Here is a 20,279-nt window from a genome sequence, read left to right as displayed (position 1 = left end):
CTACCCGCGGGTGCCGGGCGCCGCCCGGCCAACCCTTATTTCTCGATGCCCGGGCCGAAGGTCAGCGGGGTGCCGTCCTTCAGCTTCAGCTTCTCGGCCTGGCCGGCGTTGAGCTCCAGCACGTAACGCGCCGGGCCACCGCTGGGGTAGGGCGGGCACTTGTCGCCGGCCGAGCACGGCGGCACGTCGCGCTGCTGGCTGACCAGCCTGCGCTCGCTGTCGAAGTACAGGATGTCCAGGGCGATCTTGGTGTTCTTCATCCAGTACGCCTGCATTTCCTCGCGGTCGTGGATGAACAGCATGCCGTTGTCGGCCGGCATCTGGTCGCGGAACATCAGCCCGCGGGCGCGGGTTTCATCATTGGTGGCCAGCTCCACCTGGTAACGGGCGCCGTCCAGCTCCACCCAGTGGCGGGCGGCATCGGTGGCGCAGCCGGTCAGGGCCAGCAGGGGGAGGATCAGCAGCGAGCGCAGCGACATGTCAGCGTCCTTCGGGAAAATCAGAGCACGACCGGCGGTTCGCCGCCGACGATCACCACATCGGCGCGACGGCGCGCAAACAGGCCTACGCAGACCACGCCCGGCAGCTGGTTGAGCTCGCGCTCCAGCTTTTCCGGGTCGGTGATCTCCAGGTTGTGGATGTCCAGGATCTGGTTGCCGTTATCGGTCACCACGCCCTCGCGCCAGGTCGGCTGGCCGCCGGTCATGTCGCGGATCTGGCGGGCCACCAGGCTGCGCGCCATCGGGATCACTTCCACCGGCAGCGGGAACCTGCCCAGCACCGGCACCTGCTTGCTCGGGTCGACGATGCAGACGAAGCGCTCGCTGGCCTCGGCGATGATCTTCTCGCGGGTCAGCGCGGCGCCACCGCCTTTGATCAGGCACTTGTTGGCATCGCACTCATCGGCGCCGTCCACGTACAGTGACAGGCTGCCGGCGTGGTTCAGTTCGATCACCTCGATGCCGTGCTGCTTCAGGCGGGCGGTGCTCTGTTCGGAACTGGACACCGCGCCCTTGATGCGGTGCTGGATGCGGGCCAGGGCATCGATGAAGTAGGCAACGGTGGAACCGGTGCCGACGCCGACGATCATGCCGTCCTGGACGTATTCGATGGCTTTCTCGGCGGCAAGGCGCTTGGCTTCGGACATGGGAGGACTCTCAGGCAGGGAATCAGGATTTCTTTTCGAGCGACAGCAGCAGCTTCCACTGCGCGGCCGTCACCGGGAACACCGACAGGCGGTTGCCCTTGGCAACCAGCGGGAAGCCCTCGCCGAGTTCGTCGGCGTGCAGCTTGATCTCGTCCAGCGCGATCACCTGCTTCAGCTTGCGCTCGAAGCCCACGTCCACCAGCATCCAGCGCGGGTTTTCGCGCGTGCTCCTGGGGTCGTGGTAATCGGACGTCGGGTCGAACTGGGTGTCGTCCGGGTAGGCCGCGCTGGCCACCGTGGCCAGGCCGACGATGCCTGGCACCTTGGTATTGGAGTGGTAGAACAGGATGCCGTCGCCGACCTGCATGCCATCGCGCATGAAGTTGCGCGCCTGGTAGTTGCGCACCCCGTTCCAGGGCTCGACCTTCACCTTGGCCAGGTCATCGATGGAAAAAGCGTCCGGTTCGGACTTCATCAGCCAATAGCGCTTGCGGGCGGTCATGCGTTCACGGGGGCAGCGGAGGGGAACAGGGTGCCGTCTTCGGTGCAGATCGCATCCACCGGCACGTCCCACGACGCCACCGGCAAGGACTCGACCTGCTGCACCGCGAACGCAGCACCGACCAGCCAGGGCGGCGCCGGCCGGTCGTGGCGGAAGGCGAAGCTGCGATCATACCAGCCGCCTCCCATGCCCAGCCGCCGGCACTGGCTGTCAAAGCCGACCAGCGGGGTCACCACCAGCGCCATCTGCGCCGGCTCCAGGGTGTCTTCCAGGGCCACGTCCGGTTCGGGGATGCCGTAGCGGTTGCTGGTCAGCGGCTGGCCGGGACGCCACGGCGCGAAGCGCAGCACCTCGCCGGCCAGCACCGGCAGGCAGTAGGTCAGGCCTTCGGGCAGCTGCAGCTGCCAGCGGTGCAGGGCGATCTCGCCATCCAGCGCCCAGTAGCCGGCCACCGGGCCGGAACGCGGGGCGAAGGGCAGAGCGAGCAGGGCATCGGCCAGCGATTCGGCGGCGGCGATGCGCGCGGGCGCGGAAAGATCACGGCGGCGTTGCCGCAGGTCGTGGCGCAGGGCCTGGCGCGGGTCGGTCATGGCAGCGTGCGGCGGGGGAACAGCCGTCATTGTGCCGGAAAGAACAAGGGCGACGCCCGAAGACGCCGCCCTTGCTGGAATATTGCATTCTCCGCAATGTCGATGCATGCGAAACGACCTTGAACCCGGGGGCTCAAGTGGGAACGCTGGAGAACCATCGGGCTTCCCGCTACAAGGCGGACCTGCACTCCCGGCGCTGTCGCGCTCCCGGTGTCGTTCTTAAGGGACAAGGCGAATGTTTGCACATGCCGTCGAGTACCGCAGAGAACGCGTGGCCATTATAGCCAGCGCGCAGGATCTGGATAGGCCGTTCGTCGGCAACAGTACGTGCTAATTCAGCTATGAAAAGGCGCATTACGCACGATCTTCACGTGCTGCTGTCGATCGCGCGGTCCAGTCGCCGGTTCAGATCGGCCAGCGTCTGCTGCAGGGCCACCGCCTGGCGGGCGTTCTCGTCGCGCAGCAGCTGCAGCTCGTGGGCCAGGTTGAGCGCGGCCAGCACGGCTACGCGGTCGACCGCGGCCATCCGGTTGCTGCCACGTATCTCGCGCATGCGCGCATCCAGCAGGCGCGCGGCGGCCATCAGGCTGTCGCGTTCATCGCCACCCACGCCCACCGTGTATTCACGATCGAGGATGCGGACACTGACCGGTTCGGCGCTCATGTGTGCTGCTCCAGGGATTTGAGCCGGCTGATCATCGCTTCCACCCGCGAGCGGGCCTGCTCGTTCTTGGCCAGCAGCGTCGAACGCTCGGTCACCAGCTGTTCCTGCTGATGGCGCAGACTGCGGTTCTCTTCGGCCAGGCGCTGGTTGCGTTCAAGCAACGCTTCCACGCGGGCGGCGAAGGCCTGCAACTGGGCAAGGGGGTCGGCGGGTTCCATGCCGCACGATAGGCAAGCCGGGCGAGGGCGGTCAAGCGTTGCCGCAGCAGGGCCGGGCCGCCACGAGGAGTACCCGGTTGGGTTGCTACACTACCTGGCTCACGGGCGCGCGCGTGCGCCCTCCGGGTTTCCCTTACGAACGAGCCGCACGATGACCGAACTTCCCTCCGTCGACGACGTTTCCCGCGCCAGCCAGGAACTGGGCCTGGGCGCCACCGCTGCCGAGCTGCATGGCGGCCTGTGCGGCTGGCTGGCCGCCGGCGGCGCCCCCGGCAATGACTGGCCGGCACGCGTGCTGGCCGACGACAATCTGGCCCCGGTGCCGGACGGCAGTGCGCTGGCGCAGCTGCTGGAGGCCACCATCAAGCAGCTGGAAGACCGCGACTTCGCCTTCGAACTGCTGCTGACCGACAGCGACGACGTGGCCGCGCAGGCCGACGCGATGTTTGCCTGGACCCGCAGCTTCCTCGGTGGCTTCGGCCTGGGCAGCGGCGGCCGCCGCCCGACCCTGTCCGAAGAGGGCGAGGAAGCGCTGACCGACATGGCCAGCCTGGCCCGTGCCTCCAGCGAGGATTTCGAGGCTGGTGGCGAGGACGACGACGAAGCCCTGTCCGAGATCGAGGAGTTCATCCGCGTGGCGGTGCTGCTGCTGCACGGTGACGTGGTGCTGGCCGCGCGCCACCGCCAGCGCCTGAACTGATGGATATCAAGCAGCGCACCGGCATCGCGGCCGGCGAGTACAAGCGTCGCCGCCGCCAGCTGATGGACATGGCGGCCGACGACGCGATCCTGGTGCTGCCGGCCGCATCGGAGAAGGTGCGCAGCCTGGATACGCATTACCCGTACCGGCAGGACTCGGACTTCCAGTACCTGAGCGGCTTCCCGGAACCGGAAGCGGTGCTGGTGCTGATTCCCGGCCGCCGTCACGGCGAGGCCATCCTGTTCTGCCGCGAGCGCGATGCCGAGCGCGAAGCCTGGGACGGCGGTCGCGCCGGCCAGGATGGGGCGGTGGCGCAGTACGGCATGGACGATGCGTACCCGATCGACGATCTGGACGACATCCTGCCGGGCCTGCTGGAAGGGCGTTCGCGCGTCTATTACCACTTCGGCCGCGACGCGGACTTCGACCTGAAGCTGATCGGCTGGGTCAACCGCGTGCGCTCGCAGGTGCGCCACGGCGCGCAGCCGCCGCACGAGTTCCTGGAACTGGGCCACCTGCTGCATGAGCAGCGTCTGTTCAAATCCGGTGCGGAAGTAGCGCTGATGCACCACGCCGCGCAGATCAGCGTGCGTGCGCACCTGGCCGCGATGCGGGTGGCGAAGGCGGGCATCCACGAGTACGAACTGCAGGCCGAACTCGAACGCGTGTTCCGCGCCAGCGACGCGGTGCCGGCCTACTGCAGCATCGTCGGTGCCGGCCGCAACGGCTGCATCCTGCATTACCGCGACAACAACGCGCGTTCGCGCGATGGCGAGCTGGTGCTGATCGATGCCGGTGCCGAGTACCGTGGCTACGCCAGCGACATCACCCGCACGTTCCCGGTGAACGGCCGCTTCAGTGCCGAGCAGCGCGCGCTGCACGACCTGGTGGGTGAGGCGCAGGCGGCAGCGCTTGCGCAGGCCAAGCCGGGCGTGGCCTACGAGACCGGTCACCTGGCGGCAGTGCAGACCCTTACCGAAGGCCTGCTGCGGCTGGGCCTGCTGAAGGGCACGCTGGAAAAGAACCTGGCCGAGGGCCTGTACCAGCGCTTCTACCGGCACAAGACCGGGCACTGGATCGGCCTGGACGTGCACGACGTGGGCGACTACCGCCTGGCCGGCGATTCGCGCCTGCTGGAGCCGGGCATGGCCTTCACCATCGAGCCGGGCCTGTACATCGGTGCGGATGACACGACGGTGGAACCGCGCTGGCGCGGGATTGGCATCCGTACCGAGGATGACGTGCTGATCACCGATGACGGCCATCGCGTGCTGACCGAAGGCCTGGCGCGCAGCGCCGACGAGATCGAAGCGGTGATGGCGGGGTAAGGGTTATCGGCAGGGCTTGCAGCCCTGCACCCGCAGACGCAACAGCTGGAGCAACAGCAACAGCGGGCTATCCGTGGGATGGCGGGGCACTGTGGGTTTGCGGGGACGCCGTGAATCCGTCCGTGGAGGCTTGGTCGCCGCATCCATGCGGCTCACACCCCGCAAACCCACAGTACCCCGCCTTCGACAGATTCCTGCGGCTGTTGGTGGGTGCCGACCGTTGGTCGGCACATCTGTCAGACATCGAATGAATCATCCACGCATGGCGTGGATCTACTGGCAATTGCGGTTGTTGGTTCGCGCGGCTGTTGGTAGGTGTCGACCTTGGTCGACACGGAGCGAGCGCAGCAAGCGACCCGCTTCTGCTTTTCTTTTTTCTTTTCCGTGGTTGGACGCGGCAGGAAACTGTCAAAGGTGGGGCGGGTAGGCCATGCAGGGGCGTTGGCGCCATGGATGGCGCCATCGAGCTTACAGGGACGTACTTGCAGCGTCCCCTGCATGGCCTACCCGCCCCGCCAAGCGCGGCTTTTGCTCTGAGCGTCACACCACGAGGGGCTCAGCCGTTCGCCGCCGCAAACGCCGGCCGCGTCAGGTTGTCCGCCTCGCCATCAGTGCACAGCACTTCGTCTTCGATGCGGATGCCACCATACGGACGGAAGAAGTCCACGCGGTCCCAGTTGACCGCATCGCCATGGCCGGCAGCCTTCACTTCGTCCAGCAGCATGTCGATGAAGTACAGGCCCGGTTCGATGGTCACCACCATGCCCGGTTCCAGCACGCGGGTCAGGCGCAGGTAGGGATGGCCGGCCGGGCGCTCGATGCGGCCGCCTTCTTCACTGGCGGCGAAACCGGCCACGTCGTGCACCTGCAGGCCGATCAGGTGGCCGATGCCGTGCGGGAAGAACGCGGCGCTGACGCCGGTCTCCAGCGCGGTCTGCGGCGAGACCTTGATGACGCCGAAGTCCTTCAGCACGCCCATCAGCGAAAGATGCGCATCCACGTGCAGCTGCTTGTAGTCGAAGCCGGCACGCACCGCCGCGCACATCTGCTGCTGGGCGGCATCCACGGCCTCGATCATCGCGGCGAACTCGTCGTGGCCCTTGGCCGCGTAGGTACGGGTGATGTCGCTGGCGTAACCGTACGCGCTGGCACCGGCATCGATCAGGAAGCTGCGCAGCGGCTGCGGTGCGGTACAGCCCAGTTCGGTGTAATGCAGCACCGCGGCGTGTTCATTCAGCGCAACGATGTTGCCGTACGGCAGTTCGTTGGCATCCTGGCCCACGGCCTGGCAGTAGGCCATGTGGATGTTGAACTCATCGGCACCATTGCGGAACGCCGCCTCGGCAGCATGATGGCCGCGCACGCCCAGCACCTGCGCCTGGCGCATCAGCGCGATCTCATACGGGGTCTTGTAGGCGCGGTGCCATTCCAGATGGTTCACCACCGGCGCCGGGTTGTTCGGCACGTAGGCACCCAGCGCGCTCTGCGGCTCGCCGAGGATCGCGCAGCGCGTCGGATCAGCCGGCAGCAGCGCCAGCGCCTCTTCCGGCTTGCGGATGATGTGGATGTCGAAGTGTTCCACCCACCAGCCGCTGGGAGCGTCCGGCACCACGTGCCAGTAATCGGACGGCTGGTGGAAGATCACCGCCGGACGCTTGCCCGGGGTGAACACCACCCAGCTGTTGGGCACGCGGGTGAGCGGCAGCCACGCCTTGAACTGCGGGTTCACTGCGTACGGGTAATCGCGATCATCGAACATCTGGTAGTGCAGGGTGCCGCTGGGCACCGCCAGGTGGTCGAAGCCGCCGCGGGCCAGCGCCTGTTCGGCGCGTCGGCACAGCACGGCCAGGTGGTCGGAATACAGGGCGCCAGGGTCTTGCTGGATCATTGCGGTGGCTCGACACGGAAAACGGCCCTAGATTCTGCCGCATGCCGCAAAAAACCGCTGTGCAGGAACCGGCACTCAGCCTGTCGAAACCGGCGCCTCGTCGCTGTCCTCGCCGATCCAGGCACGCAGCAACTGCCGATGTTCGCGCGACAGGGTGAGGAATCGGAATCCGGCCCAGCTCTGCCCCGGGGCATGCGCCGGCTCGCTCCACAGCAGGTGCACGCCTACATCGATGGCCGCGCTGCGGCCATCGCCCAGTGGCAGCGGGAAGCGCAGCTGGTACAGCGCGTCGTCGCGCAGCGGTTGGCTGGCCAGCATCAGCATGCCGGTTTCGGAAACATTGCCCAGCCGGCCCACCACGCTGTTGCGCATCTGGTCGGTGACCGGGACCAGGTCGGACACCTGGCGGCGGGGTGCGCGGCGGGTGTCCTGCGGCGGTAACTGGCTCATGCGTCAGGCTCCTGGCGACGACCGGCCATCGCGCGCAGGGCAGACAGGCTGGCCTGCCAGGCACGATCGACCAGGCGGCCTTTTTCTTCAGTGACCAGCTGCGCCCGGCCGGCGGCCATCTGCCGGGCCAGCGTATCCAGGTCGGTCTCGCTGCTTTTCTGCCCGCGCGGATTGACGAACAGCACATGGCCGGTCAGCAGGCTGTACCAGGACAGGCGCTGGCGGCGCACGCTGCCGTCCTCGTCGCTGAGGTCGAACCAGCTGCCGAAGGGCAGGTGGGTCAGCTGCTCATGGCAGGCCTGTTCGACCGCGCTGCGCGGTGCGGGGTCGTGGGTGCGGGTGCTGCCCGCTGCATGCTCGCCCAGCCGCGCGCGCGCCTTCAGGCGTGCACTGAGTTCGGTGCGCGAGGTGTGCTCGTCCTCGCCGCCGGGCGTGGCCAGGCGGCGGGCGACCGCCGAGGCTTCCTCGGGGTGGTAGCCGACCTGCAGCAGGGCCGCTTCCACTTCCGCGGCCAGCGGCGCGTCGGGCACGCTGTCGGCCCCGGCGGGCGCGGCGGTGACCGCGGCAATGCGTTCGGTCTGCTGCAGGCGCTCCTGCCACTGCGCCGAGTCATCCCCGTGGCGCAGCCGGGTCAGGGTCAGCGCGTCGGCCCACGCCTCGCGCAGCAGAGTCTGCACGAAGCGCGGCGGCGCCTGTGCCTGGCATTGCTGGTCGATCTGCGCGCTGGCTTCGCGGCGGGCCAGGGCCAACCGCTCCTTGCCGCGCGCTGCTTCCACATGGCGGCGTTCGGCCAGCTCGGCGCGATGCGCGGCGGCGCGCTGGTGTTGCTGGATGTCTTCATTGGCCGCAGCGAATGCTTCAGGCGTGCGCGCGTCCTGGCCCAGCAGTCCCTGCACGCTCTGCGCCAGGCGCTGCATCAGCTGCGGATCCACGTCATCGTCGCCCAGCCAGTTGGCACCGGCTTCGGCGATGGTGTTGAGCAGTTCGCGCGCGGGGTGTTCGTCGCGCACGAAGAAGGCGGGGTCGGCCATCGCCGCGCGCGCAAGTGGCACCTGCAGGCGGGCCAGCAGGGCGGCCGGCACGGGGTCGGGGCGCTGTTGCTGCTGGACCTGCTGCAGCAGCAGGCGCAGCAGGTCAAGGTGGTCGCGATCGTGGCTGGCCAGCTGGGCCTGCGCGCCGTGCTCACTGCGCAGCTGCGCGGTCACGGCGGTCTGCAGGTCGGTGATGCTGGTGGCGGCGCCGGCCTGGGCCTGCAGGCGCGCCAGCACCGCATCCACCAGGCCGCTGGGAATCGAGGGCGGTTCGATGGCCATCGGCGCGGCGTGCCGGGCCTGCTGCAGCAGGTCGTGCAGAAGGTTGGCCGGGGGCGTGGTCAGTTCCGGGTTGGCCGCACCCGGCGGGACGGCGTCGGCGAAGGCGTTCTGCATCAGCGCCGACCACGAACCCGCGCGGCCGGTGCTGCCCCAGCCGGTCAACGGCTCGGCCGAACGCGGTGCAGGCTGCGTCGCGCGGCCACCGCCGACGGACTGGGTGATGATGCGGCGGGTGCTGGACGAGCGCGCCAGGTACGGGGTGTAGACCAGGCCCGGCAGCACGCCGTGCTGGGCCAGCAAGGTGTTGGAGCGCTCTAGGACATCGCCGAGGCGTTCCAGCAGTTGGCGTTCGAAGCTGCGATAGAGCGCCAGCTGCAGTTCGGCGCTCAGCCCATCCTGTTCGGCCAGGCGCCGCACCAGGGTGCACAGCGCCTGCGGCGCCAGCGGCAGGGTGTCGTTGTCGAACGCCGGGGCGGCGGCCAGCACCGCAAGGCGCTGGCCGAGCAGGTTCAGGGCATTGCCCGAACGCTGGTTTTCCCGGCGCACCATTTCGGTCAGCACCAGGTTGCGGTCCACTTCGTGGTCATCCACCAGTGACAGGCCCAGCAGGCCCGGCGGGCGGCCGGACGCGCTCGCCGGCGCGGTGTCCTGCGGCGCACGCAGCTGCACCAGGCTGTCGGCCAGCGCATCGAGCATGCGGTCGCAGAAGGTGCCGGCAAACGCGTGCAGCTGGCCACGCTGTGCCAGCAGCTCGGCCTGCATCTGCGGATTGCGTGCGTGCTCGGCATCGTGCAGCAACGCCTGTTCGGCCGCTTCCACGGTAAGGATGAGCGGCGCGGTCAGCACATGGCGGCACAGCACCAGCAGTTCACCCAGCAGCTCGCGCACGCGGGGGGGCAGGTCTGCGGCGGCCAGGCGCGCGCTGTCAGGGGTGGCAAAGGGGAAAGCGGCAGACATCGGGTGCAGTTCCGGGATTCCCGCGAATCGACATGGGAATCTACCGTGTCGGCAGCCGCGGGCGCTACTTGAGGAATTTCTGCGGTGGGCACCCGTTCAAAAGCAGCGAAGGGCGGCCAGCGGCCGCATCCACCGGGTGCAACGCACTCGCCGCGCATGGCCCGGCGCTATTCCTCCAGGAACAGGCTCACCACGTCGTTGGTGAAGCGACGGCCCAGTTCGGTCGGCTGCACGTGGTCGCCGGTCACCTCCAGCCAGCCGCGCTGCACCGCCTCGGCCAGCGGTGCGTCCAGCACGCTGCGCGGCAGGCCGGTGCGCGATTCGAAATCGCGCAGGCCGAAACCTTCGTGCAGGCGCAGCAGGTTCAGCATGTACTCGAAGGGCAGGCGATCGGCGGCGATCACTTCGTCGCCACCGAACGAGGCCGGGTTGCCGGCGCTGTCCATGTAGGCCTGCGGGTGCTTGAGCTTCCAGCGCCGCAGCACGTGTTCCTCGGCACCGGAGCTGATCTTGCCGTGCGCGCCGGCGCCGATGCCCAGGTAATCGCCAAAGCGCCAGTAGTTCAGGTTGTGCGCGCTCTGCCGGCCGGGACGGGCATAGGCACTCACTTCGTACTGGCCGAAACCGGCCTGCGCCAGCAGCGCCTGGCAGTGCTCCTGCATGTCCCAGGCGTTGTCCTCGTCGGGGATGCCCTGCGGCGGCCGTGCGAAGAACACGGTGTTCGGTTCCAGGGTCAGCTGGTAGTGCGAGATGTGTGCCGGCTGCAGCGCGAAAGCGCGTTCCAGGTCGGCCTCGGCGCCTGCCAGGGTCTGTTCCGGCAGCGCGTACATCAGGTCGATGTTGAAATTGTCGTAGCCCGCGTCCTGCGCCATCTTCACCGCGCGCTCGGCTTCGCCACTGTCGTGGATGCGGCCCAGGCGCTTCAGCGCGGCATCGTCGAAACTCTGGATGCCGAAGCTGAGGCGGTTCACGCCGGCCGCGCGGTAGCGGTCGAAGCGACCGTGCTCGGCGGTGCCCGGGTTGGTTTCCAGGGTGATCTCGGCATTGGGGGCAAAGCGCAGGCGCGCGCTGGCCTGCTGCAGGAAGCGGTCGATCGCTTCCGGCGGGAACAGGCTGGGCGTACCGCCACCGAAGAACACGCTGTGCACCACCCGGCCCCAGACCAGCGGCAGGTCCTGGTCGAGGTCGCGCAGCAGGGCGTCGATGTAGGCCTCGAACGGCAGCTCGCCCTTGGCCTGATGCGAGTTGAAATCGCAGTACGGACATTTGCGCACGCACCACGGCAGATGCACGTACAGCGACAGCGGCGGCGGCACCAGGCGCGGCGCGGTGTCGTGTGCGTGGTCGGCGGAGCAGGCTTCGCCGGGCAGGTGGTTGCAGTGGTCGTGGTCGTGCGGCATGGGCTTCATCGGTAGTGCCGGCCGCTGGCCGGCTTCCCTGGAGTAATCAGTTGGGCGTCAGAGCCAGCGGGCCAGCTGCTGCTTGAGCTGCTGCAGGGCGGTAGCGCGGTGGCTGATGGCGTTCTTCAGCGCCGGCTCCATCTCCGCGGCGGTCAGGCCGTGGGTGGTATCGAGGAACACCGGGTTGTAGCCGAAGCCGTTCGTGCCGCGCAGTTCGCGGATGATCTGGCCTTCCCAGCGGCCTTCGCAGATCAGCGGCTGCGGGTCGGTGGCATGGCGCAGCAGCACGATGACCGCATAGAAGCGGGCCGTGCGCTGGCCATCGGCAATGTCGGCCATCGCCTCCAGCAGCTTGGCGTTGTTGGCCGCGGCATTGGTCGGGTGGCCGGCGTAGCGCGCGCTGTACAGGCCGGGCGCGCCGCCGAGGGCGTCGACGATCAGGCCCGAATCATCGGCCAGTGCCGGCAGGCCGGTCGCTTCGCAGGCCGCGCGTGCCTTCAGCAGCGCGTTCTCGACGAAGGTCAGGCCGGTTTCCTCCACGTCACCCAGGCCCAGTTCGGCGGCCGAGGTGATCTGCAGCGGCAGGTCGGCGAGGATCTCCTGCATTTCCACCAGTTTGCCGGCGTTGTGGCTGGCAAGCACGAGCGTCTTCATCAGCGGGGCTCCAACAGGTCCCAGGTGTTGCCGTACAGATCGCGGAACACCGCGACGGTGGCATAGGCTTCCTCGCGCGGCGCTTCCAGGAATTCAACGCCGGCAGCAACCATCGCCGCGTGGTCGCGGTGGAAGTCATCGGTGTTGAGGAAGAAGCCGACGCGGCCACCGGTCTGGTTGCCGATGCGGCTGCGCTGTTCCTCGTTGCTGGCGCGGGCCAGCAGCAGGGCGGCAGCGCTGCCATCGGTCGGCCCGACCACCACCCAGCGCTTGCTGCCCTGGTCGATGTCGTCCAACAGGGCGAAGCCGAGCTTGCCGGTGTACCAGGCAATGGCTTCGTCGTAGTCGGCCACCACCAGGGTGGTCAGGGCGATGCGGCGGTTCATGCCGACAGCGCCGCCTGCTGTGCGGCCAGCAGCTCGCCCACGCCCTTTTCGGCCAGGCCCAGCAGCGCGTCCAGTTCATCGCGGCGGAAGGCGTGGCCTTCGGCGGTGCCCTGCAGCTCGATGAAGCCGCCACCGTCGTTCATCACCACGTTCATGTCGGTGTCGCAGTCGCTGTCTTCGGCGTAGTCCAGGTCCAGCACCGGGGTGCCGCGATACACGCCCACCGAAACGGCCGCCACGGCGCCGAGGATCGGGTTGCGCTTGATGTCGCCACGCTTCATCAGCACGTTCACCGCATCGACCAGGGCCACGTAGGCGCCGGTGATGGCGGCGGTGCGGGTGCCACCGTCGGCCTGCAGTACGTCGCAGTCCAGGGTGATGGTGCGTTCGCCCAGCGCGTTGCGGTCGACGCAGGCGCGCAGGCTGCGGCCGATCAGGCGCTGGATTTCCAGGGTGCGGCCGCCCTGCTTGCCACGCGCCGCTTCACGGTCGCTGCGGGTGTGGGTGGCGCGCGGCAGCATGCCGTATTCGGCGGTCACCCAGCCTTCGCCCTTGCCACGCAGGAAGCCCGGCACACGGTTTTCCACACTGGCGGTGCACAGCACGCGGGTTTCACCGAAGCACACCAGCACCGAACCCTCGGCATGGCGGGTGAAGCCGCGTTGGATGACGACCGGGCGGAGCTGGTCGGGCTGGCGGCCGCTGGGGCGGGAATCGGACATGGTGCGGGTTCCGTAAGGGCATGGGGGTACGCCGCCATGCCCGCGACCGTGACGGGGCGGGCAGGGGGGCTCAGGTGAGGGCGCTAGGGTACCATTCCCCCTTTGCACGCACCGGACACATTCCATGATTCGAAGCATGACCGCCTATGCCGGCGGCGAGCGCGTCACCCCGTGGGGCACGCTGGGCTGCGAGCTGCGCTCGGTCAACCACCGGTTCCTGGAAGTGGGCACCCGCCTGCCCGAGGAACTGCGGGCGCTTGAACCGCAGCTGCGCGAGCGCATCGCCGCCCGCCTGAGCCGCGGCAAGCTGGACCTGGTCATGCGCCTGCGTGCGCCGGAAGGCGCGGCCAGCCTGCAGGTGAACGAAGCGCTGCTGGGCCAGCTGGGCCAGCTCGCGCACCGCCTGACCTCCGATTTCCCCAATCTGCAGGTCAGCTTCATCGAGCTGCTGCAGCTGCCGGGCGTGACCCAGGGCGAGGCCACCGACGCAGCGGCCCTGCAGGCCGAGGCGCTGTCGCTGCTGGACCAGGCGCTGGACGGCTTCGTCGCTGCCCGTGAACGCGAAGGCGACAAGCTGGCCGCCGCCATTGCCGAGCGCGTGGACGGCATCGAGCGCATCGCCAATGACGTCCGCACGCTGATTCCTGCCATTCGCGACGGCCAGCGCGCCAAGCTGGCCGCCCGCCTGGCCGACCTGCCGCACCCGGTCGATCCCGGCCGTGCCGAGCAGGAACTGGTGATGTGGTTGCAGAAGCTGGACGTGGACGAGGAGCTGGACCGCCTGGGCAGCCACATCGTCGAGATCCGCCGCGTGCTGAAGCAGCGCGAGCCGGTCGGCCGCCGCCTGGATTTCCTGCTGCAGGAATTCAACCGCGAAGCCAATACGCTGGGGTCGAAGTCGGTGGACAGCCGCACGTCCAATGCTGCGGTGGAGCTGAAGGTGCTGATCGACCAGATCCGCGAGCAGGTGCAGAACATCGAATGATGTGCAGCGGGGCGCCTTCGGGCGCCCTTGTTGAATGGCGCACGCTCGTCGCTACTTCGCGATGGCCGGCGTCGCTGGCTGGAGGAGGCGGGCCAGCCGCCCGGCCCGCTCTGTTAAAGTTGCGTGCCCGCACCCCGGGGAGCCGTCTGCCGGGCCTGGTTCCAGGATGTTCCGCGCAGCTCCCGCCGTGCTGGCGCGATCCTCCGCGCCGGTTCTGGAACATCGAGGATAAATTTTGCGAAATCAACAACTTGGGTTCCGCGCATGAGTGCCCCGTCCACCCCGTCGGCCGCCGTTGCGCGCGGCACGCTGTACATCGTTGCCGCCCCCTCGGGCGCCGGCAAGAGCAGCATCGTCAATGCCACCCTGGCGCGTGACCCGCAGATCGCCCTGTCCATTTCATTCACCTCGCGCGCCATGCGCCCGGGTGAGGTGAACGGCGAGCACTACCACTTCGTCAGCGCCGAGACGTTTGAGGAAATGATCGCCGACGGCGATTTCTTCGAGCATGCCTGGGTGCATGGTGACTGGAAGGGCACTGCCCGCCAGTCGGTGGAACCGCAGCTGGCCGCCGGCCAGGACGTGCTGCTGGAAATCGACTGGCAGGGTGCGCAGCAGGTGCGCCAGCTGGTGCCGGGCACGGTGACGGTGTTCATCCTGCCGCCGTCCAAGCAGGCCCTGCAGGACCGCATGCGCAAGCGCGGCCAGGACAGCGAGGCGGTCATCGCCCAGCGCCTGGGCGCCGCCCGCGATGAAATGCTGCACTTCAACGAGTTCGACTACGTCATCGTCAACGAGGTATTCGATACCGCCGTGGACGAGCTGTGCGCCATCTTCACCGCCAGCCGCCTGCGCCGGGAGGCCCAGAAGGTCCGCCACGCCGGCCTGATCCAGGCCCTGCTGACCCCCGATGCGGGTGCAACTGACTGATTCCAAAAGAATCGGGTGGGGGTTGGCTTGATTTTGTCCAGCCCCTGCCAGTACACTCCGTCCCCTTTCCCTCATTCGACTGAGCGGCCGACCGGTCGCCGGGAGCCCGTATGGCCCGCATCACCGTAGAAGATTGCCTGGAAGTCGTTAACAACCGTTTCGAGCTGGTCATGATGGCCTCCAAGCGTGCCCGTCAGCTCGCCAACGGCGTGCAGGCCACCCTGGACAACGACACCGAAGACAAGCCGACCGTGCTGGCACTGCGCGAAATCGCCGCCCGCAAGATCGACAACGCGCTGATCGACGAAGTCGAGAAGGCCGAGCGCGAGCGTGCCGAGCGTGAAGCGCTGGAGTGGGCCGCCGCGGAAGTGGTCGCCGACGAAGACATGTCCAAGAACGACGATTGATCGCATCGATCAATGCCGTTGCTTGACCGCTGAACAGCCCGCCCCGTGCGGGCTGTTTCGCATTCAGGGTTTGCCGTAATCGGCGCGCTGGCATAGGCTTCTGGCATGAACCCAGGCCCCACTGCCAAGGTAGCCGCGCCCACCGCCGCGGCCGTACCTGATTACGTCCTCCAGCTCGAACGCGCCGCCCATTACCTGCCGCCGGAACAGCTGCCGCTGCTGCGCCGTGCCTGGGAAGTCGGTGCGTCGGCGCATGCTGGGCAGACGCGCAAGTCGGGCGAGCCCTACATCACCCATCCGGTGGCCGTGGCCCAGGTCCTGGCCGAGCTCGGCTTGGACGTGGAAGCGCTGATCGCCGCGATCCTGCACGACACCATCGAAGACACCCCGCTGACCCGCGAAGAGCTGGCCTCGGAGTTCGGCGAAGCCGTGGCCGAGCTGGTCGACGGCGTGACCAAGCTGGACAAGCTGAAGTTCCGCGACCGCCAGGAAGCGGCCGCCGAGAGCTTCCGCAAGATGCTGCTGGCGATGTCGCGCGACCTGCGCGTGATCATGATCAAGCTGGCCGACCGCCTGCACAACATGCGCACGCTGGGCGCGCAGAGCCGCGAAGCGCGCGGCCGCATCGCCCGCGAAACGCTGGAGATCTACGCGCCCATCGCCCAGCGCCTGGGCATGAGCCTGGTCAAGAGCGAGCTGCAGAACCTCGGCTTCAAGGCGCTGTACCCGTGGCGCCACGCCATCATCGAAAAACACATCCGCAGCCAGCCGGTGGTACGCCGCGAGGCGATGGCGCAGGTGGAAGTACAGCTGTCGCAGCGGCTGGCGAAGGAAGGCATCGAACACCGCCTGGTCAGCCGCATCAAGACCCCGTGGAGCATCTACAACAAGATGCGCGACGAGAACAAATCCTTCGACCAGGTGATGGACGTGTTCGGCTTCCGCCTGGTCGTGCGCAGCGTACCCAGCTGCTACCACGCGCTGGGTGCGGTGCACGCCACCTTCAAGCCGCTGGATGGCCGCTTCCGCGATTTCATCGCCATTCCCAAGGCCAACGGTTACCAGTCGCTGCACACCGTGCTGTTCGGGCCCTACGGTTCGCCCATCGAAGTGCAGATCCGCACCGAGGAAATGGACCTGATCGCCGAACGCGGCGTGGCCGCGCACTGGACCTACAAGTTCGGTGGCGATTCGCCCAACAGCGCGCAGAGCCGCGCCCACGCCTGGATCGTCGAGCTGATCGATTCGCAGCGCGCCGCCGGTTCCTCGCTGGAGTTTCTCGACAACGTGAAGGTCGACCTGTTCCCGGACGAGGTCTACCTGTTCACCCCGAAGGGCAAGATCCTGGCCCTGCCGCGCAACTCGACCGCGCTCGATTTCGCCTATGCGGTGCATACCGACGTCGGCAACATGGCCGTGGCCTCGCGCGTGGACAAGAAGCTGGTGCCGCTGCGCACCAAGCTGGTTTCGGGTCAGTCGGTGGAAATCATCACCGCGCGTTCGGCCACGCCCAAGCCGCAGTGGCTGGAATTCGTGGTCACCAGCAAGGCGCGCACCGCCATCCGCCACCAGCTCAAGCAGCTGGAGCACGAAGACGCCGTGCAGCTGGGCCACCGCATGCTGGACCGCGCGCTGGAAGCGATGGATTCCTCGCTGGAACGCCTGCCCAAGGGGCGCCTGGATGCGTTCCTGGCCGAACACCGTTTCCCGCGCCTGGAAGCCCTGCTGGCCGAAGTGGCGCTGGGCAACTGGATGCCGACGCAGGCCGCGCAGGCGCTGATGGCCTATGCCGAACTGCGTGGCGGTCCGAACTCCCGCCAGTATTCGCAGGAAAAGATCCTCATCAACGGCAGCGAACGCGGCGTGGTCACCTTCGCCGGCTGCTGCCAGCCGATCCCCGGCGACGAGATCATGGGCTACCACACCGCCGGCAAGGGCATCGTGGTGCACCGGGTGGATTGCCCGAACCTGGCCGAGCTGCGCAAGTCGCCCGAGCGCTGGGTGCCGATCGGCTGGGACACCACTGTGTCGGGCGATTACAACACTTCGCTGGTGGTGGAAGTGGAGAACGGCACCGGCGTGCTGGCACAGCTGGCTGCGGCCATCGCGCAGAGCCACTCCAACATCGAGCGCGTGGATTACCTGGACCGCGACTTCAACGCCGCCGTGCTGGCGTTCAACATCCAGGTGCGCGACCGCAATCACCTGGCCGAAGTCATGCGTCGCCTGCGCCGCCTGTCGGTGGTGCAGTCGGTACGCCGCCAGTAGCTCCACGCCATGCGTGGATGATTCCCGGTAGCGCCGGGCCATGCGTGGGTGCACCCCCACCCGGTACAATCACCGCTCTGTTTTCCCCCAACGCACCGGAGCGACCATGTCCCGCCAGATCATCAACACCGAAAAGGCTCCTGCCGCCATCGGCCCGTACTCGCAGGCCGTGCGCGCCGGCAACACCGTGTATTTCTCCGGCCAGATTCCGCTGGACCCGGCCACCGGCGACATCGTCGGCGTGGGTGACGTGGAAGCGCAGGCCCGCCGCGCCTTCGACAACCTCAAGGCCGTGGCCGAAGCCGCCGGTGGTTCGCTGGACAAGGTCGTGCGCCTGGGCCTGTACCTGACCGACCTGGCCGAATTCGCCAAGGTCAACGCGGTCATGCAGGACTACTTCCAGGCCCCGTTCCCGGCCCGTTCCACCATCGAAGTCTCCGGCCTGCCGAAGGGCGCCAACTTCGAGGTCGACGCGGTGATGGTCATCGACTGACCCACCCGTGGCACGCAAGGCGGCGGTCACCCCGGCACTGTCACCGTCCGGCGAAGCATCCCTGGCGATGCTGGCGGGCGTGGGCCCGGCCGTGGCCGCCAAACTGCAGGCGCGTGGCCTGGCCACCCTGCAGGATCTGTGGCTGCACCTGCCGCTGCGCTATGAAGACCGCACCCGGCTGACCCGCATCGAAGACCTGCGCCCGGGCATGCCCGCGCAGGTGGAAGTGCGGGTCACCGCGGTCGAACGCGGCATGCGCTACCGGCCCATGCTGAAGGTGGCGGTGGAAGACGAAGGGCGGGGCACCCTGGTGCTGCGCTTCTTCCACTTCCGCCAGCAGCAGGTCGGCCAGTTCGCGGTGGGCAACCGGCTGCGCTGCTTCGGCACGCCCAAGCCCGGCCACCTCGGCCTGGAAATCGTCCACCCCAGCTACCAGGTGCTGGGCCGCAACGACGATCCCGAACTTGGCGACCGTCTCGACCCGGTGTATCCCACCGTGGAAGGCGTCGGCCCTATGACCATGCGCAAGCTGATCAGCCAGGCCCTGGACCGCCTGCCCGAGGAAAGCACGCTGGAACTGCTGCCCACGGGCTGGCTCGACGGCCTGGGCCTGCCTTCGCTGCGCAGCGCGCTGCTGACCGTGCACCAGCCGCCACCGGATGCCGATCTGGCCGCGCTGGCCGCCGGCACCCATCCGGCGCAGCGGCGCCTGGCGATGGAAGAACTGCTGGCCCACCACCTCAGCCTGCGCCGCCAGCGCATTGCCCAGCAGGCGCACCATGCGCCGCCGCTGGCCGGCCCGGGCAAGCTGGCCAAGGCCCTGCTGAAGCAGCTGCCGTTCGCGCTGACCGGCGCGCAGGCGCGCGTGTTCAAGCAGATCCGCGAAGACCTCGCACGCCCCAGCCCGATGCTGCGGCTGGTGCAGGGCGACGTCGGTTCCGGCAAGACCGTGGTGGCCGCGCTGGCCGCCATGCTGGCGGTGGAGCAGGGCAAGCAGGTCGCCTTGGCCGCACCCACCGAGCTGCTGGCCGAACAGCACCTCAACAATCTTCGCGGTTGGCTGGAACCGCTGGGCGTGCGCGTCTGCTGGCTGGCCGGCAAGGTCACCGGCAAGGCGCGCACCAAGGTGATCGAGCAGGTCGCCAATGGCGAAGCCCAGGTCGTGGTCGGCACCCATGCGCTGATGCAGGAAGCGGTGGTGTTCCACGACCTGGCCCTGGCCATCGTCGATGAGCAGCACCGCTTCGGCGTGCACCAGCGGCTGGCCCTGCGTGACAAGGGGGCAGGCGCACACAGCGTGCCGCACCAGCTGGTGATGACCGCCACGCCCATTCCGCGCACGCTGGCGATGTCCGAGTACGCCGACCTGGATGTATCGGCCATCGACGAACTGCCGCCCGGTCGAACGCCGGTGCAGACCGTGGCGCTGAACAACGATCGCCGCCCCGAACTGATCGAACGCATCGCGTTGGCCTGCCAGGAAGGGCGCCAGGTGTACTGGGTCTGCACGCTCATCGAGGAAAGCGAAGAGCTGGATGCCACGCCTGCCCAGGCCACGTACGAATCGCTGCAGGCGCTGTTGCCCGGCGTGCGCGTGGGCCTGGTACATGGCCGGCTGAAGGCTGCGGAAAAGCTGGCCACGATGGTTGCGTTCAAGGCTGGCGAGATCGATCTGCTGGTGGCGACCACCGTGATCGAAGTGGGCGTGGACGTACCCAATGCCTCGCTGATGGTGATCGAGAACGCCGAGCGCCTGGGCCTGGCCCAGCTGCACCAGCTGCGCGGTCGGGTGGGGCGTGGTTCGGCGGTGTCGCGCTGCGTGCTGCTGTACCAGGCGCCGCTTTCGCAGATGGCGCGCGAGCGCCTGCAGACCATGCGCGAAACCAACGATGGCTTCGTCATCGCCGAGAAGGATCTGGAACTGCGCGGTCCCGGTGAACTGCTGGGTACCCGCCAGACCGGCCTGGCCGGCTTCCGCATTGCCGACCTGGCCCGCGATGCCGGCCTGCTGCCCGGCGTGCACGACCTGGCCGAACGCCTGCTGGCCCAGCAACCCGCGCTGGCCGACCGCGTGGTCAACCGCTGGATCGGCTCCGCCGTCCGTTACGCCTCGGCGTAAGCGGCGAAGGGGTCAGACCCCATTCCCGCGACGCTCATCCACGCATGGCGCGGCGCTACTTCGCGCTGCGCGCGTGAGTCGAGCATGGCTCGACTCTACAGACAGCCTTCTCGATCATTTTGTTCATCCACGCATGGCGTGGATCTACTGGTCACCGG

General features: G+C 68.1%; 21 protein-coding genes and 1 other RNA gene. 8 read left to right on the top strand and 14 right to left on the bottom strand.

The genetic code is table 11. The features are described 5' to 3' along the window. Nucleotides 1–35: 35 nt before the first annotated feature. From NQ204_RS00555 to NQ204_RS00525, 7 genes are all read right to left on the bottom strand, one after another. The gene (locus tag NQ204_RS00555) at nt 36–479 is read right to left on the bottom strand and encodes a DUF192 domain-containing protein (protein WP_256642774.1); all 444 of its coding nucleotides are present in this window, start codon (nt 477–479) and stop codon (nt 36–38) included. Nucleotides 480–499: 20 nt separating this feature from the next. Then, nucleotides 500–1,147 carry a ribose-5-phosphate isomerase RpiA gene (rpiA, locus tag NQ204_RS00550; RefSeq protein ID WP_116865168.1) on the bottom strand — a complete coding sequence of 216 codons (648 nt, stop codon included), beginning with the start codon at nt 1,145–1,147 and terminating at the stop codon, nt 500–502. A 22-nt stretch (nt 1,148–1,169) separates the two neighbouring features. Next, nucleotides 1,170–1,649: an EVE domain-containing protein gene (locus NQ204_RS00545; protein ID WP_116865167.1), complete on the bottom strand. Its 480-nt coding sequence runs from the start codon at nt 1,647–1,649 to the stop codon at nt 1,170–1,172. After that, nucleotides 1,646–2,239: a 5-formyltetrahydrofolate cyclo-ligase gene (locus NQ204_RS00540; RefSeq protein ID WP_116865166.1), complete on the bottom strand. Its 594-nt coding sequence runs from the start codon at nt 2,237–2,239 to the stop codon at nt 1,646–1,648. The genes NQ204_RS00545 and NQ204_RS00540 overlap by 4 nt, the downstream gene beginning before the upstream one ends. An 84-nt stretch (nt 2,240–2,323) precedes the next feature. Further along, nucleotides 2,324–2,509, bottom strand: a non-coding RNA gene (ssrS, locus tag NQ204_RS00535) — 6S RNA. A gap of 97 nt (nt 2,510–2,606) precedes the next feature. Then, entirely contained in the window at nt 2,607–2,903 is a 297-nt protein-coding gene (locus NQ204_RS00530) for a cell division protein ZapA (protein ID WP_108769880.1), read from the bottom strand. Continuing rightward, nucleotides 2,900–3,121 (bottom strand): TIGR02449 family protein, encoded by a 222-nt coding sequence (locus tag NQ204_RS00525; RefSeq protein WP_108769879.1) that lies wholly within the window; start codon nt 3,119–3,121, stop codon nt 2,900–2,902. Before NQ204_RS00525 ends, NQ204_RS00530 begins: the two co-directional genes overlap by 4 nt. A 151-nt stretch (nt 3,122–3,272) precedes the next feature. On the opposite strand from NQ204_RS00525, the gene NQ204_RS00520 reads away from it, so the two are divergent. Together NQ204_RS00520 and NQ204_RS00515 are read left to right on the top strand one after the other, a co-directional pair. Next, the gene (locus tag NQ204_RS00520) at nt 3,273–3,821 is read left to right on the top strand and encodes a UPF0149 family protein (RefSeq protein ID WP_116865164.1); all 549 of its coding nucleotides are present in this window, start codon (nt 3,273–3,275) and stop codon (nt 3,819–3,821) included. Between the two features lie 5 nt (nt 3,822–3,826). Further along, nucleotides 3,827–5,149 carry an aminopeptidase P N-terminal domain-containing protein gene (locus NQ204_RS00515; protein ID WP_116865175.1) on the top strand — a complete coding sequence of 441 codons (1,323 nt, stop codon included), beginning with the start codon at nt 3,827–3,829 and terminating at the stop codon, nt 5,147–5,149. A gap of 556 nt (nt 5,150–5,705) precedes the next feature. Here NQ204_RS00515 and pepQ read toward each other — a convergent pair. The 7 genes from pepQ to rph all read right to left on the bottom strand — a co-directional run bounded on the left by pepQ (nt 5,706) and on the right by rph (nt 12,919). Beyond that, nucleotides 5,706–7,037 carry a Xaa-Pro dipeptidase gene (gene pepQ, locus NQ204_RS00510; RefSeq protein ID WP_256642773.1) on the bottom strand — a complete coding sequence of 444 codons (1,332 nt, stop codon included), beginning with the start codon at nt 7,035–7,037 and terminating at the stop codon, nt 5,706–5,708. 75 nt (nt 7,038–7,112) lie between these two features. Further along, complete coding sequence (locus NQ204_RS00505; RefSeq protein WP_256642772.1) at nt 7,113–7,487, bottom strand: PilZ domain-containing protein; 375 nt, start codon at nt 7,485–7,487, stop codon at nt 7,113–7,115. Continuing rightward, entirely contained in the window at nt 7,484–9,757 is a 2,274-nt protein-coding gene (locus NQ204_RS00500; RefSeq protein ID WP_256642771.1) for a DUF1631 family protein, read from the bottom strand. Before NQ204_RS00500 ends, NQ204_RS00505 begins: the two co-directional genes overlap by 4 nt. A 167-nt stretch (nt 9,758–9,924) precedes the next feature. Beyond that, nucleotides 9,925–11,157, bottom strand: a complete 1,233-nt coding sequence (gene hemW, locus NQ204_RS00495; protein WP_256642856.1) for a radical SAM family heme chaperone HemW — start codon at nt 11,155–11,157, stop codon at nt 9,925–9,927. Nucleotides 11,158–11,214: 57 nt separating this feature from the next. Next, the gene (rdgB, locus tag NQ204_RS00490; RefSeq protein ID WP_108769873.1) at nt 11,215–11,811 is read right to left on the bottom strand and encodes an RdgB/HAM1 family non-canonical purine NTP pyrophosphatase; all 597 of its coding nucleotides are present in this window, start codon (nt 11,809–11,811) and stop codon (nt 11,215–11,217) included. After that, nucleotides 11,811–12,197 carry a VOC family protein gene (locus tag NQ204_RS00485; protein WP_108769872.1) on the bottom strand — a complete coding sequence of 129 codons (387 nt, stop codon included), beginning with the start codon at nt 12,195–12,197 and terminating at the stop codon, nt 11,811–11,813. Before NQ204_RS00485 ends, rdgB begins: the two co-directional genes overlap by 1 nt. Then, entirely contained in the window at nt 12,194–12,919 is a 726-nt protein-coding gene (gene rph, locus NQ204_RS00480; RefSeq protein ID WP_005410889.1) for a ribonuclease PH, read from the bottom strand. The genes NQ204_RS00485 and rph overlap by 4 nt, the downstream gene beginning before the upstream one ends. A 124-nt stretch (nt 12,920–13,043) precedes the next feature. Here rph and NQ204_RS00475 point away from each other — a divergent pair, with 124 nt between their 5' ends. The 6 genes from NQ204_RS00475 (at nt 13,044) to recG (ending at nt 20,121) form a co-directional block, all read left to right on the top strand. After that, on the top strand, nt 13,044–13,904 hold the full coding sequence (locus NQ204_RS00475; protein ID WP_256642770.1) for a YicC/YloC family endoribonuclease: 861 nt from the start codon (nt 13,044–13,046) through the stop codon (nt 13,902–13,904). Nucleotides 13,905–14,168: 264 nt separating this feature from the next. Then, nucleotides 14,169–14,834, top strand: a complete 666-nt coding sequence (gmk, locus tag NQ204_RS00470) for a guanylate kinase (RefSeq protein ID WP_108769867.1) — start codon at nt 14,169–14,171, stop codon at nt 14,832–14,834. Between the two features lie 110 nt (nt 14,835–14,944). Next, a complete protein-coding gene (gene rpoZ, locus NQ204_RS00465) occupies nt 14,945–15,241 on the top strand; it encodes a DNA-directed RNA polymerase subunit omega (protein ID WP_079223054.1) in 297 nt (98 codons plus the stop codon). Between the two features lie 105 nt (nt 15,242–15,346). After that, nucleotides 15,347–17,509, top strand: coding sequence for a RelA/SpoT family protein (locus NQ204_RS00460; RefSeq protein ID WP_116865035.1), 2,163 nt, complete (start codon nt 15,347–15,349; stop codon nt 17,507–17,509). A gap of 106 nt (nt 17,510–17,615) precedes the next feature. After that, nucleotides 17,616–18,002, top strand: a complete 387-nt coding sequence (locus tag NQ204_RS00455; RefSeq protein ID WP_025874214.1) for a RidA family protein — start codon at nt 17,616–17,618, stop codon at nt 18,000–18,002. 7 nt (nt 18,003–18,009) lie between these two features. Beyond that, the gene (recG, locus tag NQ204_RS00450; protein WP_116865262.1) at nt 18,010–20,121 is read left to right on the top strand and encodes an ATP-dependent DNA helicase RecG; all 2,112 of its coding nucleotides are present in this window, start codon (nt 18,010–18,012) and stop codon (nt 20,119–20,121) included. Nucleotides 20,122–20,279: the final 158 nt, after the last annotated feature.

It is taken from the genome of Stenotrophomonas testudinis (assembly GCF_024499815.1).
Taxonomy (GTDB): Bacteria; Pseudomonadota; Gammaproteobacteria; order Xanthomonadales; family Xanthomonadaceae; genus Stenotrophomonas.
This window is presented reverse-complemented; position numbering and strand designations above follow the sequence as displayed.